Origin of the sequence: Roseomonas populi (genome assembly GCF_024594815.1) — a bacterium.
Lineage (GTDB): Bacteria > Pseudomonadota > Alphaproteobacteria > Acetobacterales > Acetobacteraceae > Roseomonas > Roseomonas populi.
In genome coordinates, this window is sequence record NZ_JANJOU010000008.1 from 41439 (window position 1) to 55750 (window position 14312).

At 69.2% G+C, this 14312-nt stretch carries 13 protein-coding genes; 12 read left to right on the top strand and 1 reads right to left on the bottom strand.

Annotated elements, in window-relative coordinates; all coding sequences use genetic code 11:
* The first annotated feature begins 2 nt into the window (after window positions 1–2).
* From NRP21_RS11035 to NRP21_RS11090, 12 genes are all read left to right on the top strand, one after another.
* Window positions 3–1145, top strand: a complete 1143-nt coding sequence (locus NRP21_RS11035) for an acyl-CoA dehydrogenase family protein (RefSeq protein ID WP_257716253.1) — start codon at window positions 3–5, stop codon at window positions 1143–1145.
* Window positions 1145–2752: an acyl CoA:acetate/3-ketoacid CoA transferase gene (locus NRP21_RS11040; protein ID WP_257716254.1), complete on the top strand. Its 1608-nt coding sequence runs from the start codon at window positions 1145–1147 to the stop codon at window positions 2750–2752. Before NRP21_RS11035 ends, NRP21_RS11040 begins: the two co-directional genes overlap by 1 nt.
* Complete coding sequence (locus NRP21_RS11045) at window positions 2749–3222, top strand: MaoC family dehydratase (RefSeq protein ID WP_257716255.1); 474 nt, start codon at window positions 2749–2751, stop codon at window positions 3220–3222. Before NRP21_RS11040 ends, NRP21_RS11045 begins: the two co-directional genes overlap by 4 nt.
* A 110-nt stretch (window positions 3223–3332) precedes the next feature.
* A complete protein-coding gene (locus NRP21_RS11050) occupies window positions 3333–4160 on the top strand; it encodes an ABC transporter substrate-binding protein (RefSeq protein ID WP_257716256.1) in 828 nt (275 codons plus the stop codon).
* 32 nt (window positions 4161–4192) lie between these two features.
* Window positions 4193–4906 carry an amino acid ABC transporter permease gene (locus NRP21_RS11055; protein ID WP_257716257.1) on the top strand — a complete coding sequence of 238 codons (714 nt, stop codon included), beginning with the start codon at window positions 4193–4195 and terminating at the stop codon, window positions 4904–4906.
* Between the two features lie 222 nt (window positions 4907–5128).
* The gene (locus NRP21_RS11060; protein ID WP_257716258.1) at window positions 5129–7078 is read left to right on the top strand and encodes an elongation factor G; all 1950 of its coding nucleotides are present in this window, start codon (window positions 5129–5131) and stop codon (window positions 7076–7078) included.
* A 214-nt stretch (window positions 7079–7292) separates the two neighbouring features.
* Window positions 7293–8369: an ABC transporter ATP-binding protein gene (locus tag NRP21_RS11065; protein ID WP_257716259.1), complete on the top strand. Its 1077-nt coding sequence runs from the start codon at window positions 7293–7295 to the stop codon at window positions 8367–8369.
* Window positions 8369–9424, top strand: coding sequence for an ABC transporter ATP-binding protein (locus NRP21_RS11070; protein ID WP_257716260.1), 1056 nt, complete (start codon window positions 8369–8371; stop codon window positions 9422–9424). The genes NRP21_RS11065 and NRP21_RS11070 overlap by 1 nt, the downstream gene beginning before the upstream one ends.
* 2 nt (window positions 9425–9426) lie before the next feature.
* A complete protein-coding gene (locus tag NRP21_RS11075; protein WP_257716261.1) occupies window positions 9427–10314 on the top strand; it encodes a carbohydrate ABC transporter permease in 888 nt (295 codons plus the stop codon).
* A complete protein-coding gene (locus tag NRP21_RS11080) occupies window positions 10311–11219 on the top strand; it encodes a carbohydrate ABC transporter permease (protein WP_456300234.1) in 909 nt (302 codons plus the stop codon). The genes NRP21_RS11075 and NRP21_RS11080 overlap by 4 nt, the downstream gene beginning before the upstream one ends.
* A 14-nt stretch (window positions 11220–11233) precedes the next feature.
* Window positions 11234–11515, top strand: coding sequence for a DUF2160 domain-containing protein (locus tag NRP21_RS11085; protein WP_257716262.1), 282 nt, complete (start codon window positions 11234–11236; stop codon window positions 11513–11515).
* Window positions 11516–11565: 50 nt separating this feature from the next.
* Window positions 11566–13338, top strand: coding sequence for an ABC transporter substrate-binding protein (locus NRP21_RS11090; RefSeq protein ID WP_257716263.1), 1773 nt, complete (start codon window positions 11566–11568; stop codon window positions 13336–13338).
* Between the two features lie 48 nt (window positions 13339–13386).
* On the opposite strand, the gene NRP21_RS11095 is transcribed toward NRP21_RS11090, so the two are convergent.
* Complete coding sequence (locus NRP21_RS11095; RefSeq protein ID WP_257716264.1) at window positions 13387–14253, bottom strand: alpha/beta fold hydrolase; 867 nt, start codon at window positions 14251–14253, stop codon at window positions 13387–13389.
* Window positions 14254–14312 lie beyond the last annotated feature (59 nt).

Here is a 14312-nt window from a genome sequence, read left to right on the forward strand (position 1 = left end):
CGATGCACCGCTTCTTCACCGAGGACCAGGCCGCCCTTCGCGAGACGGCCCGCCGCTTCGCCGAGCGCGAGGTGCTGCCCCGCGCCGCCGCGATTGACCGCGAGGACCGCTTCGACCGCACCCTCTACAAGGGCATGGCCGATCTGGGCCTCTTCGGCGTGGCCCTGCGCGAGGAGGCGGGCGGGGCCGGCATGGGCGCGATCGGCGCCTGCATCGTGATGGAAGAGATCGCGCGCTGCTCCGGCGCGGTCGGCAACGCCTTCGCCATCCCCGTGGAGGCCGCGCTCTTCCTCGACCACCACGGGAACGATCGGCACAAGGCGATGATCCCCGGCATCCTCGCCGGCGACATCATTCCCGCCACCGCCGTGACGGAGCCCGACCACGGTTCCGACGTGGCGGGCCTCCGCACCACCGCGAAGCGCGACGCGGATGGCTGGGTGCTGAACGGCACCAAGGCCTGGGTCACCTTCGGCAATGTCGTGGACGCGCTGATGGTCTTCGCCCGCAGCGGCGACCAGGGCGGCCACAAGGCCATCTCCTGCTTCATGCTGGACGGGCACGCCCCCGGCATCCACCGCGGCAAGAACGAGGAGCTGCTGGGGATGCACGGGCTGGAGGACTGCATGATCACGCTGGACGGCGTGCTTGCGCCCGCCGATGCCGTGGTCGGGCCCGAGAACGGCGCCTTCAAGATGGCCATGGGCAACTTCAACTTCAGCCGGCTGATGATGTCCTCCATGGCTCTCGGCATGGCCCAGGCGGCGTTCGAGGACGCGGTGGCCTACGCGAAGACCCGGAAGCAGTTCGGCACGGCTATCATCAACCACCAGGCCATCCAGTTCATGATCGCCGACATGTCCACGGACATCGCGGCGGCCCGCATGCTGATCCACCACGCCGCCCGCCTCTACGACGCGGAGATGCCGATCGCGAAGGAGGCCGCCCAGGCCAAGCTCTTCACGACGGATATGGCGGTGAAGCACGTCTCCAACGCGCTGCAGATCCATGGCGGCAACGGCTATTCCCGGGAGTATCGGGTGGAGCGCCTGTTCCGTGACGTGCGGCTGGCCCAGATCTACGAGGGCACGAACCAGATTCAGCGCATGATCATCGCCCGGCAGGTCGAAAAGGAGACGGCCTGATGGGTGCCACCGCCCCGCGCCACATCTCGGCCGACGAGGCCGCCGCTCTGGTGAAGGATGGCGACTTCGTCATCGTCGGCGGCAATGGCGGCACCGGCACGCCGGAGGCGCTGATCGAGGCGGTGGAGCGCCGCTTCCTGGCCGGGCAGGGCCCGCATGACCTGACGCTGTTCCACGTCACGGGCATCGGCGCCATCCACGAGCACGGGATGTGCCATTTCGGTCACCAGGGCCTCGTGCGCCGCGTGATTGGCGGCCATTACGGGCTGCAGGTGCCCTTCATGGCCCTGATCGATGGCAACCACATCGAGGCCTACAACTTCCCCCAGGGCGTGATGACCGGGCTGTGCCGCGCAATGGCCTCCGGCCAGCCCGGCATCCTCACCCATGTCGGGCTCGAGACTTACATGGACCCGCGCCAGGGCACGGCCGAGAGCGGCGGGCGCATGAACGCGCGCACGACCGAGCAGCTGGTGGACCATGTCCGGCTGCTGGACCGTGACTGGCTCTTCTACCGCGTCCCCGGCGCCCCGCGCATCGCCCTCATCCGCGGCACCACGGCGGACGAGGACGGCTACGTGACGATGGAGCACGAGGCGACGACGCGGGAGGACCTCTCCATCGCGCAGGCCGTGCACAATGCCGGCGGCACGGTGATCTGCCAGGTGAAGCGCCTCGCCCGCCGCGGCAGCCTCAACCCGCATATGGTGAAGATCCCCGGCTTCCTCATCGACTACATCGTGGTCGAGCCGGAGCAGATGCAGACCTTCGGCACGGTCTACGATCCCAGCCGAAGCGGCGAGACGCGCGTCCCCACCTCCTCCATCCTGCCCGACCCGATGAGCGAGCGCCGCGTCATGGCCCGCCGCGCCGCGCTGGAACTGCGCCCGGGCGATGTGGTGAACCTCGGCGTCGGCGTTTCCGCCATGATTCCGAACGTGGCGGCGGAGGAGGGGATCGAGGACCTGATCACCCTTACCGTGGAAGCCGGCGTGATCGGCGGCGTGCCCGGCCATGCCCGCGAATTCGGCACGGCGGTGAATCCGCGCGCCATCATCGACCAGGGCTACCAGTTCGACTTCTACGACGGCGGCGGCCTCTCCGCGGCTTTCCTCTCCTTCGCGGAGGTGGACCCGCAGGGCAACGTGAACGTCACGAAGTTCGGCAACCGCTTCGCCGGATCGGGTGGCTTCATCGACATCACCCAGAACACGCGCCGCCTGGTGTTCAGCGGCACGATGACGGGCGGCGGCCTGAAAATCGGCCTCTCCGATGGCGGCATCGCCATCCGCCAGGAAGGGCAGATGAAGAAATTCGTGCCCGCCGTGGAGCAGATCAGCTTCAGTGGCCACTTGGCGCGGGAAAAGGGCCAGGAGGTCACCTTCGTGACCGAGCGCGCGGTCTTCCAGTTGGAGAAGGAGGGCGTTGTGCTGACGGAAGTCGCCCCCGGCGCCCGGATGCAGGAGGACGTGCTGGATCAGATGGGCTTCCAGCCCCTGGTCAGCCCCGCCGTGAAGCCGATGGACGCCCGCCTGTTCCGCCCTGGCCCCATGGCGCTGCGGGACGAGTTCCTGATGAAGGCAGCACGCCCGAGGCACGCCGCATGAGCGCTTCCGCCCCCGCCTCCACAAGCCTTTTCCTCGAGGACATCACCCTCGGCGAGGAGTGGCGCACCGGCCCGCATACCGTGACCGCCGCGCAGATCGCCGCCTTCGCCGAGCTGACGCGGGATCACCACCCGCTGCACACGGACGAGGCGTATTGCCGGAGCCGCGGCTTTCCCACCGTGATTGCGCACGGGCTGTTCGGCCTCTCGCTGATGGAGGGGCTGAAGACCGAGTTGCGGCTTTACGAAAGCACTTCCATCGCCTCGCTGGGCTGGGACAAGGTGCGCTTTCGAGCCCCGGTCCTTGCCGGGGACGAGCTGCACCTCCGCATGCGCTTCACCGCGAAGCGTCCTACCCGCAACCCCGGTCGCGGCGTGGTCACCGAGTTCCTGGAACTGGTGAACGCGCGCGGCGAGGTGGTGATCGACGCCGAGCACACCTCTCTGATCCTCACCCGGGACGCTGCCTAGGCTGCGCTCCAGGCACGCTTATTGCGACGCTTTCTTGTTTGTCTTGAGGTGACCGCCCGCCTCTCGCCTGCCGGTCGTACAACCCCAGCAACGGGAACCGTATGATGCCTATGCGACGTCTCCTCCTCGGCCTTGCCGGCGCCGCCTTCCTCGGCTCTGCCGCCACGGCGCAGACCTGCACGCCCCGCGTGCCGGCTGGCAGCTTCGTGGAAGCGGGCAAGTGGACCATGTCCATCAACCCCACCCTGCCGCCACAGCAGTTCGTGGACAGCAAGGGCGAGCTGCAGGGCCTTAACGTGGAACTGGCACGCGCCGCCGCCGCGAAGATCTGCATCGAGCCCGTGCTGATGCGGATGGATTTCCCGCCGATGATCCCCGGCCTGCGCGCCGGCCGGTTCGACACGATCAACACCGGCATGTTCTGGACCGAGGAGCGGTCCAACATGTTCTACCTGGTGCCCTACGCGCAGCAGGCCATCAGCATCTACACCCTGCCGAACAGCACGCTGAGCTTGACGAAGTTCGACGACCTCTCCGGCCGCACGGTAGGCGTGGAGACCGGCACCTACAACGAGCGCAAGGCCCGCGAGGCGAATGCGGAGATGGTGGCGCGCGGCCTGCGCCCCGTGAACTTCCGCACCTTCTCCACCGCCAGCGAGACCGTTGCCGCCCTGCGCGCCGGCCAGCTGGAGGCCGCGATCAACATCGACGAGACGGCGAACGAGATGGTGAGCCGCGGCATCGCGAAGATCCACGTCCGCAGCCTCTTCGGCACCGACATCACCTTCGCCTTCCGCGACAAGGCGTTGGCCGAGGCTTTCGCCGCCGCGCTGAACGAGCTGAAGGCCGACGGCACCTATGACCGCCTCTTCGACAAGTTCGGCATGACGAGCCTGGCGAACGCCACCTTCGCCATTCGCGGCAACGGGCCGAACTGAGCCACTGCGACCAACCGAGAAGGATCGGGCCGATGTTCGACGTAGGGGCCTTCCTGTCCTACCTGACCAATGCCTACCTGTTGGAAGGCGTCGGGGTGACGATCGGGTTGACGATCGCCACCATGATCATTGGCCTGATCCTCGGCACCGCGCTGGCGCTGATGCGCATGTCGAAGAGCATCGCTCTCTCGGGCGTGGCTGGCTTCTACGTGTGGGTCTTCCGCGGCACGCCGCTGCTGGTGCAGCTCGTCCTCATCTACACCGGCCTGCCGCAGCTCGGCATCCGGCTCGGCGTGTTGCCCTCCGCGCTGCTCGCCCTGAGCCTGAACGAGGCCGCCTATCTCTCCGAGACGATCCGCGGCGGCTTCAACGGCGTGGCCAAGGGCCAGACTGAGGCCGCCAAGGCACTCGGCCTCTCCCGCTGGATGACGCTGCGCCTCGTCCTCATGCCGCAGGTCGCCCGCCTCATCATCCCGCCGCTGGGCAACTCGCTGAACGGGCTGCTCAAGGCCACCTCCCTCGCCTCCGTCATCTCGCTGGAGGAGGTCATGCGCCGTAGCCAGGTGCTGATGCAGGAGAAGTTCGAGGTGCTGGAGCTCTACTGCGTGGCGGCCGTCTACTACCTTGTGCTCACCACGCTGTGGAATCTCGTCCAGGTCCGGCTGGAGCGGCACTACGGGCGAGGCTACGCCGAGGTCACCCGCAAGGCGGCGCCGATCCAGGCCCGGACCGCGGAAGCGGTGTGAGGTCGCCATCTGATCGGACGTTCAGCGTCGAAAAGCGAGGGAAGGCTCGGGAATAGAAACGCCGCCATGAATTCTGGAAGGATGACCTGGGGAGAGCTGCCGGGGCAGGGTCCGATGAGGTCGGTCACGGCACTATGACAACCGCTTCCGCGTCTTCCTGATTGATGATCCGGGGGATCGGCCAGGAAAACATGAACAAGGGGCCGTTCGGGAGGACGTTCGATGGCACCCCAACCCGATGACCCGTCCGGCCACGTTCCGCACCGCGCCATCGCGCTGGTGGGCCCGCAGGGAAGCGGCAAGTCTGCCCTGTTCGAGGCTCTCCTGACCGCGTCCGGCACCCCGCCCGCGCGCCGGGCCGCGCAGCGCGGGCCGGGTACGGAGCTGCGGCTGGCGCATTGCCGGGTGGCAGGGTCGGAATGGTCGATCCTGGATTGCCCGGGCTCCGTCGAGTTCACCTACCAGGCGGAGGCGGCGCTCGCGGCCGCCGATCTGGCCGTGGTGGTCTGCGATGCGGCGCCGGCGCGCGGCGCGAGCCTCGCGCCGCTGTTCCGCCGCCTCGAGGAGACAGGGACGCCCGCCATCGTCGTCATAAACAAAATCGACACGCTGGCCGGGACGATCCGGGAAAGCCTCGCGGCCCTGCAAGGGCAAACGCGGCGCAAGCTGGTCCTGCGGCAGATCCCGATCCGGGACGGGGAAGCTGTCACCGGTTACGTGGACCTGGTGAGCGAGCGCGCTTACCGCTACCGCCGCGGCGAGCCGTCCGAGCGCGTGGACCTGCCGGACGCGGTGCAGGCCCGCAAGGGAGAGGCCCGCAGCGAGCTTCTCGAGACCCTCGCCGACCATGACGACGCGCTTCTGGAGAAGATCCTGGACGACCTGTCGCCGGAGCCCGCCGAGATCTACCGGCCGCTCCACCACGGCGAGGGGAGCGGTGCCGTGATGAGCGTTCTCCTCACCTCGGCCGAGCGCAGTAGCGGCATCCAGCGCCTCTGGAAGACCCTTCGCCACGATGTCCCCTCGGCGGCCGAGACGGCGGCACGGCGCGGCGTGGAGGGGACGGGCGCGCCGCTCGCACAGGTCTTCCGGACCCTCCAGGCCGGCCATGCCGGCCGGCTGTCCTTCGTGCGGGCCTGGCGGGGGGTGCTGGAGGATGGCATGGCGCTGGATGGACAGCGCGTCGGCGGCATCTACCGCTTCCCCGGCGGCGAGATGGAGAAGGTGCGCCAGGCCGTGGCGGGGGACCTCGTCGCCCTCGGGCGGCTGGAGGGCGCCCGCACCGGGGCCGTCCTCGGCGGGCCTGCCCCCCTTCCCTTCCCGGAGCCGCCGCCGCCCAGCCTGGCCCTGGGTATCGCGCCGGAGGCGCGGAACGACGACGTGCGCCTGTCCACCGGCCTGCAGCGGCTGGCGGAGGAGGACCCGGCCCTGACGGTGACCCAGGATGCCGAGAGCGGCACGACGGTCCTGGGCGGCCAGGGGGAGATCCACCTTCGCGCCGCCCTGGACCGCCTGGCCGCGTTGACGGGCGTGAAGCTGCGCACGGCCCCGCCCCCCGTCGCCTTCCGGGAGACGATCCGCCACGCCGTGACCCAGCACGCGCGCCTGAAACGGCAGACCGGCGGGCACGGCCAGTTCGCCGACGTGAAGCTGCAGATCGCGCCGCGCCCTCGCGGTTCCGGCTTCCACTTCGACGAGAAGGTGGTGGGCGGATCCGTCCCGAAGCGCTTCATCCCCGCCATCGCCCAGGCGGCGGAGGAGGCCACCCGGAAGGGACCGCTGGGCCAGCCCGTGGTGGATATCGCGGTCATCCTGCTGGATGGCGGCTTCCACGCCGTGGACAGCAGCGACATGGCCTTCGCGACCGCCACGCGCATGGCGATGCAGGAAGGGTTGGCGACGGCCGGCCCCTTCCTGCTGGAACCGGTGCAGGACGTGGCCGTCTCGACCCCCGCCGGCTTCACCTCCACTGTCCAGCGCCTGCTGACGGGGCGGCGGGGGCAGATCCTCGGCTTCTCCGCGAAGGATGGCTGGGATGGCTGGGACGAGGTTCAGGCCCTGGTGCCCGCCGCCGAACTCGGCGACTTCATCATCGAGCTGCGCTCGCAGACCCAGGGCCTGGGGAGCTTCGTGCACCGCTTCGATCATCTGGCGGAGGTGCGAAGCCGTTAGGCAGGGGCGGCATTTTTCATTTGTGACATGGTTTCGATGTCGTCAGAGTGCCTGGACGTCCAGGAAACGCCTCAAGGATTTCCAGCGTGCCGGGGAAGGATCGCCATAAGATCCGGGACCGTTTCGTCGCCGGCGGCACCGGCGGCCCAGGGCTGGCCCGGGGCCGGCGCGGGCCTTTGCCGCCCAGGGCCGCGACGGCCGGGAAGGCTCCGGGGTGAGCGTCTCGCTCGAGGGCATCGGCCTGACCGCCGGCGGGCAACCGCTGCTGCACCCCGTGACGATGGAGCTGTCCGCCGCCCGGCCCCATGTCCTGCTGGGCCCGACCGGTGCGGGCAAGACGACCCTGCTGCGGCTTCTCGCCGGGCTGGACCGGCCGAGTTCCGGCCGCATCTTCGCCGAAGGGCGCGACGTGACCGGCCGCCCCGTGCGCGGGCGCAGCGTCGCCATGGTGTACCAGCAATTCATCAACTACCCGTCCATGACGGTGTTCGAGAACATCGCATCCCCTCTGCGCGTCGCCCGCCTGCCGCGCGCGGAAATTGAGGCGCGGGTGCAGGGCGCCGCGGGGCTGCTGCGGATGACCCCCTACCTATCCCGCCGCCCCCTGGAGCTCTCGGGCGGCCAGCAGCAACGCACCGCGATCGCCCGGGCGCTGGTGAAGCGCGCGGCCCTGGTGCTGATGGACGAGCCGCTGGCGAATCTGGATTACAAGCTCCGCGAGGAATTGCGGGAGGAACTGCCGAGGCTCTTCGCCGAGAGCGGCAGCGTCTTCGTGTATGCAACGACGGAGCCGGCGGAGGCCCTGCTGCTCGGTGGCCGCGTCGCGACCCTCTCGGAAGGCCGCGTCACGCAGGTGGGTCCGGCGGGTGAGGTGTTCCGGCGCCCTGCGGACCTCGCCACCGCGCGCGTCTTCTCCGACCCGCCGCTGAACGAGGCGCCGGCGAGGCAGGGGGATGGGCGGCTCGTCCTGGCGGGCGGGATCGTGCTGCCGGCGCCCGCGGCCCTCCTGCCGGACGGGCCGTGCACCATCGGCATCCGCGCGCACGAGCTGTCGTTGGATCCGCTGCCGGGGGCGGTGCCGATCCCGGCGGTCGTGCGCGTCGCCGAGGTCACGGGATCGGAGAGCTACATCCACTTGGATGTCGGCGGCCTGCCCTGGGTCGTGCTGGCGCCGGGCATCCGGCGGCCGGAGCCGGGCGAGGCTGCCACGGTCTGGCTCGACCCCCGGCGGTGCCTCGCCTTCGGCGCGGACGGGCAGCTGGCCGCCGCCGCGCTGGCGGAGCCCGCGTGATGGCCCGCATCGGCTTCGACCACCTGGCCCATGCCTATCCTGGTGGCGGCTACGCGCTGAAGCCCATGGACATGGTCTGGGAGGATGGCGGCGCCTATGCCCTGCTGGGCCCCTCGGGCTGCGGCAAGACAACGCTGCTGAACATCATTTCCGGCCTGCTGCGGCCCAGCGAAGGGCGGGTGCTGTTCGACGGCACCGACGTGACGGCACTGCCGACGGAGCGGCGCAACGTCGCGCAGGTGTTCCAGTTCCCGGTCGTGTACGACACCATGACGGTGCGGGAGAACCTGGCCTTTCCGCTGCGGAACCGGGGCGTCCCCGCGGCGGCCGCCAGGGCACGGGCGGAGCACGTCGCGGGGCTCCTGGGGCTGACCCGGGACCTCGACCGCCGCGCCAGGAACCTGGGCGCCGACGAGAAGCAGAAGATCTCGCTCGGGCGCGGCCTGGTGCGCGACGACGTGGCCGCCATCCTGTTCGACGAGCCGCTGACCGTCATCGACCCGCACCTGAAGTGGGAGTTGCGGTCCCGCCTGAAGGAACTGCACCGCCAGGTGCCCGTCACCATGATCTACGTGACCCACGACCAGACGGAGGCGCTGACCTTCGCCGACCGCGTGGCCGTGATGTCGGCGGGGGAGGTGGTGCAGGTCGGCACGCCGGAGGCGCTGTTCGAGCGCCCGGCGCATACCTTCGTCGGGCACTTCATCGGCAGCCCCGGGATGAACCTGCTTCCCTGCACCGTAGAGGGCCGGGAGGCCGTGCTGGCAGGCGGTGGGCGCATCGCGCTGCCGCACGCCTACCCGGCGCTTCCCGGGAAGGTTGAGCTCGGCATCCGCCCGGACTTCGCGACCCTGGCGCGCGACGGGCTGCCGGTTACGGTTCAGCGCGTCGATGATCTCGGCCGCCGCCGCATCGCGCGGCTGTTGCTGGACGGGCGCCCTTTCGCCGCGACCCTGCCCGAAGGAATGCCGGTGCCGGCGGAGCCGCGCCTCGCCCTCGATCCCGCCCGCCTGCACATATACGCCGACGGGCGCCTGGCCCGGGGGGAGGCCTAGCCATGGCCAAGCCGCGCGACAACCGGGCCTGGCTGCTGGTCCTGCCGGTGGTGGCACTGGTGGCCTTCTCGGCCCTGATCCCCGTGATGACGGTGGTGAACTACTCCGTGCAGGACACCTTCGGGAACAACCAGTTCTTCTGGAACGGCACCGGCTGGTTCAAGGAACTGCTGGACCCTTCCACCGATCTGGGCGGTCGCTTCCTCGATGCGCTGTGGCGGACGCTGCTGTTCAGCGCGCTGTGCCTGCTCATCGAGATCCCGCTCGGCATCGCCGTTGCGCTGGTCCTGCCGCGGCGGGGCTGGGGCGTGGCCGCCGCCCTCGTCGTGCTGGCGCTGCCGCTGCTCATCCCCTGGAATGTCGTCGGCACCATCTGGCAGGTCTTCGCGCGGCGCGACATCGGCCTGCTGGGCGCGGCGGTGAACGGCCTGGGGATCGACTTCAACTACGCCCAGGTCCCGCTGCACGCCTGGATCACCGTGGTCGCCATGGATGTCTGGCACTGGACCTCCCTGGTCGTCCTGCTCTGCTACGCCGGGCTGCGCGCCATCCCGGACGCCTACTATCAGGCGGCGAAGGTGGACGGCGCCGGGGCCTGGGCCGTGTTCCGGGCCATCCAGCTGCCCAAGATGCAGCGCGTGCTGACCATCGCCGTGCTGCTGCGCTTCATGGACAGCTTCATGATCTACACGGAGCCCTTCGTCGTCACCGGCGGCGGGCCGGGCAACGCGACGACCTTCCTCTCGATCGACCTCGTGAAGATCGCGCTTGGGCAATTCGATCTGGGTAAGGCGGCGGCGGTGTCCATCGTCTACAACCTGATCATCCTGACGGTGTGCTGGGTCTTCTTCGCCACGACCACCCGTGGGCAGGGCGAGGCGGGCCGATGAGCGGTGCCCAGCCCCGCGTGGCCGCACCTGTCGGGCGCAAGGACGCGGCACCAGTCCCCGCGGTCCTGCCGGGCACCCGCCGCTCGGCGCGGCCGGAGATGTTGCGGGCGATCGGGCCACGCCTGCTGCTCGCCCTTTATATCGTGTTCCTGCTCGTGCCGATCTACTGGCTGGTCAACATGAGCCTGAAGACGAATGCCGAGATCGCATCCGGCATGACGCTCTGGCCGGAAAGGCCGACGCTGGAGAACTACAGGCGCATCTTCACCGATGCCTCCTGGTACAGCGGCTACATCAACAGCCTGAAGTACGTGCTGCTGAACACGGCCATCTCGCTCCTGGTCGCCCTGCCGGCGGCCTACGCGTTCAGCCGCTACCGCTTCCTCGGCGACAAGCACCTGTTCTTCTGGCTGCTTTCCAACCGCATGGCGCCGGCCGCCGTCTTCGCGCTGCCGGTGTTCCAGCTCTACAGCGCGGTGGGCCTGTTCGACACACCCTGGGCCGTCGCGCTGGCGCACTGCGTCTTCAACATCCCCCTCGCCGTCTGGATCCTGGAAGGCTTCATGTCCGGCGTGCCGCGCGAGATCGACGAGACGGCGGCCATCGACGGCTGGTCCTTCCCGGCCTTCTTCGTCCGGATTTTCCTGCCGATGGTCGCGGGTGGCGTCGGCGTCGCCGCCTTCTTCTGCTTCATGTTCTCCTGGGTGGAGCTTCTGTTGGCCCGCACGCTGACCACGGTGGACGCGAAGCCGATCGTCGCCACCATGACGCGGACCGTCTCCGCCGCCGGCATGGATTGGGGACTCCTGGCCGCGGCCGGCGTGCTCACCATCATTCCCGGCGCCATCGTCATCTGGTTCGTCCGCAATCACATCGCGCGCGGTTTCGCGCTCGGCCGCGTGTGAGGGGGGCGGATGTGATGGGCCTGTCCTGGATGGCGTGGACTTGGCAGACGGCGCTCTTCTTCGCGCTGCTCCTCGCCACCCTGGTGGTCATGACGCTCCTGGCGGCCCTCCGGCCGGAAACGGAGCGGATCGGGATCCTCGGCCTGCCGACCACGCGGGGGGACCGGCTCTTCCTCACGCTGCTCGGTGCCGCATTCATCCATCTCGGCTGGCTGGCCTTGGCCGGTGATGCCCCGCTCTGGGGCGCGAGCATCCTTTCGCTTCTCTTCGGCGCAGCCCTGTTCCGCTGGGCCTGACTGCCGGCGCCTCCGCGCCGGGCGCGTATGGCATACGGGAGGAAACGCCAATGAACGACATGAGCACGAGCCGGAGAAGGCTGCTGATCGGGGGCGGTGCCGTACTCGCCGCCCCGGCGATCCTGGCGCCGCGCCACAGCCTGGCGCAGGCCACGGATGCGGCCCGCCGATGGGCCGAGAGCGAGTTCCAGCCCTCCACCCTGTCCCGCGACCAGCAGATGCAGGAGCTGGATTGGTTCGCCCGCGCCGCGCAGCCCTTCCGCGGCCAGGAGATCAACGTGGTGTCGGAGACGATCACCACGCATGAGTACGAGGCGCGGACCCTGGCCCGTGCCTTCTCGGAGATCACGGGCATGCGCCTGCGGCACGACCTGCTGCAGGAAGGCGACGTGGTCGAGAAGATCCAGACCCAGATGCAGTCCGGCCGCAACGTCTACGATGCCTGGGTGAACGACAGCGACCTGATCGGCACTCATTTCCGCTACCAGCAGGCCGTACCGCTGACGGACTGGATGGCCGGCGAGGGCAAGGAGCAGACGCTGCCGACGCTGGACCTGCCGGACTTCATCGGCAGCAGCTTCGGGACAGGGCCGGACGGCAAGCTCTACCAGCTCCCCGATCAGCAATTCGCCAACCTCTACTGGTTCCGCTACGACTGGTTCACCCGCCCGCAGATCCGGGAGGCCTTCCGGCGCCAGTTCAACTACGACCTCGGCGTGCCCGTGAACTGGTCGGCCTATGAGGACATCGCCGAGTTCTTCACGAACACGGTGAAGGAGATCGACGGCGTCAAGGTCTATGGCCACATGGACTACGGCAAGAAGGACCCGTCGCTCGGCTGGCGCTTCACCGATGCCTGGCTCTCCATGGCGGGAAATGGCGACCGTGGCATCCCGAACGGAAAGCCGGTGGATGAGTGGGGCATCCGGATGGAGGGCTGCCGCCCGACGGGCTCCTCCATCGAGCGGGGCGGCGACACCAACGGGCCGGCCGCGGTCTATGCCGTGACGAAGTACGTGGAGTGGATGAAGAAGTACGCCCCGCCGGAGGCGGCCGGCATGACCTTCTCGGAGAGCGGCCCGGTCCCGGCCCAGGGCAACATCGCGCAGCAGATCTTCTGGTACACCGCCTTCACGGCCGACATGGTGAAGCCCGGACTGCCAGTGGTGACCGCCGAGGGGCTGCCGAAGTGGCGCATGGCGCCCTCCCCCCACGGGTCCTATTGGCGGGAGGGCATGAAGCTCGGCTACCAGGATGCCGGGTCCTGGACGCTGCTGAAGTCCACCCCCGCCGATCGCCGCCGCGCTGCCTGGCTTTACGCCCAGTTCTGCGTCGCCAAGTCCACCAGCCTGAAGAAGAGCCATGTCGGCCTGACATTCATCCGGGAGAGCGACATCTGGCACGAGTCCTTCACGGAGCGGGCGCCGAAGCTGGGCGGGCTGGTCGAGTTCTACCGTTCCCCGGCCCGGGTGCAGTGGACGCCGACCGGCGTGAACATCCCGGACTACCCGCGCCTCGCCCAGCTCTGGTGGCAGAACATCGGCGACGCCTCCTCCGGCGCGAGAACGCCGCAGCAGGCCATGGATGCCCTGGCCGCGGCACAGGACGGGGTGATGGAGCGGCTGCAGCGCGCGAACGTCCAGGGCGATTGCGGGCCGCGCCTCAACCCGCGCACCAGCGCGGAGCACTGGTACGAGCAGGCGCATAAGGACGGCAACATCGCGCCGCAACGGAAGCTGGCGGATGAGAAGCCACGCGGGGAGACGGTTGACTACGACACCCTGATCCGCGGCTGGCCGGCCACACCGCCGAAGCGCAACTGACGCGGTGCGGGGGAGCGGACCCGATGCCGCTCCCCCGGAACCGCGTGGCTAGGGTGCCGGGCGGTTCAGGAAAGCCTCGAACAGCGCCACCGTTCCCGCGAGCCCTTCCTCACTTCCTGTGCCGGGGGTCAGCAAGGCCTCCGACCCCGGGATGAGGTCCTTCACGCGATCGAAGTACTCGGCGAACATGTCGGACTTCGCGCAGGCGACCAGCGTGGGAACCCGCACGAGCGGAAGCCGGGCCGATTTGTCGTAGGCAAAGGCGGCATTGTACGGGATGTGGTAGGTGCGCGCGGCCTTCAGCACCTCCACGACCTTGTCGTGCAACTCCTCCGCGCTTGGCAGCCCCAGGTTCCGGCGATGCGCGGCGTCGCGCCGGTACCACGGCCAGAACAGATAGACGTCCCGCACGAAGTGCCAGATCCAGTGCAGCTGGCTGCCGTTCAGGTCCAAGGTCACGCCGGGCGCGTAGTTCGCCAGCATGTCCGCCTGCTCCTCCGGCGCGTAGAGCGAGACGCCGTCCAGGATGAGGCGGCGCACGCGGCGGGGATGGGCGATGGCGATCTCGCAGGCGATGTTCGCGCCGGTATGGGTGCCGTAGAGATCGAAGGTTTCGAGGCCGAGCGCGTCGAGCGCCCGGAGATGCGCGTCGGCGAAGTAGGTGATCGGGGGCTTGTCGCCGGCCTGCGGCGCAGAGGAATCGCCGTTGCCCAGCGTGTCCGTCCCGATCACCCGCCGGCCCCCGGCAAGGGCCAGCATCAACGGTTCGAGCATCTTCGCCGAGCCCGGCGAAGCATGCAGCATCACCAGCGGGGTGCCGCCTCGATCCTCTCCGGCCGTGCGGAAGTGTACCTGCCCCTCCGCGATGTCGGCAAAGCCGCGGCGGATGCGGGAAGAAGTTTGGCTGCCAGTCATCGCTCATCCTTCACGGGGTGGGAGGCCAGGGCGGCCTGCGCGCGCCGGGGGACCCGTAA

Bases quoted from the DNA above. Each gene is read 5' to 3' on its own strand.
- NRP21_RS11035 (WP_257716253.1), top strand. From the start codon at position 3: ATGCACCGCTTCTTCACCGAGGACCAGGCCGCCCTTCGCGAGACGGCC.
- NRP21_RS11040 (WP_257716254.1), top strand. From the start codon at position 1,145: ATGGGTGCCACCGCCCCGCGCCACATCTCGGCCGACGAGGCCGCCGCT.
- NRP21_RS11045 (WP_257716255.1), top strand. From the start codon at position 2,749: ATGAGCGCTTCCGCCCCCGCCTCCACAAGCCTTTTCCTCGAGGACATC.
- NRP21_RS11050 (WP_257716256.1), top strand. From the start codon at position 3,333: ATGCGACGTCTCCTCCTCGGCCTTGCCGGCGCCGCCTTCCTCGGCTCT.
- NRP21_RS11055 (WP_257716257.1), top strand. From the start codon at position 4,193: ATGTTCGACGTAGGGGCCTTCCTGTCCTACCTGACCAATGCCTACCTG.
- NRP21_RS11060 (WP_257716258.1), top strand. From the start codon at position 5,129: ATGGCACCCCAACCCGATGACCCGTCCGGCCACGTTCCGCACCGCGCC.
- NRP21_RS11070 (WP_257716260.1), top strand. From the start codon at position 8,369: ATGGCCCGCATCGGCTTCGACCACCTGGCCCATGCCTATCCTGGTGGC.
- NRP21_RS11075 (WP_257716261.1), top strand. From the start codon at position 9,427: ATGGCCAAGCCGCGCGACAACCGGGCCTGGCTGCTGGTCCTGCCGGTG.
- NRP21_RS11080 (WP_456300234.1), top strand. From the start codon at position 10,311: ATGAGCGGTGCCCAGCCCCGCGTGGCCGCACCTGTCGGGCGCAAGGAC.
- NRP21_RS11085 (WP_257716262.1), top strand. From the start codon at position 11,234: ATGGGCCTGTCCTGGATGGCGTGGACTTGGCAGACGGCGCTCTTCTTC.
- NRP21_RS11090 (WP_257716263.1), top strand. From the start codon at position 11,566: ATGAACGACATGAGCACGAGCCGGAGAAGGCTGCTGATCGGGGGCGGT.
- NRP21_RS11095 (WP_257716264.1), bottom strand. From the start codon at position 14,253: ATGACTGGCAGCCAAACTTCTTCCCGCATCCGCCGCGGCTTTGCCGAC.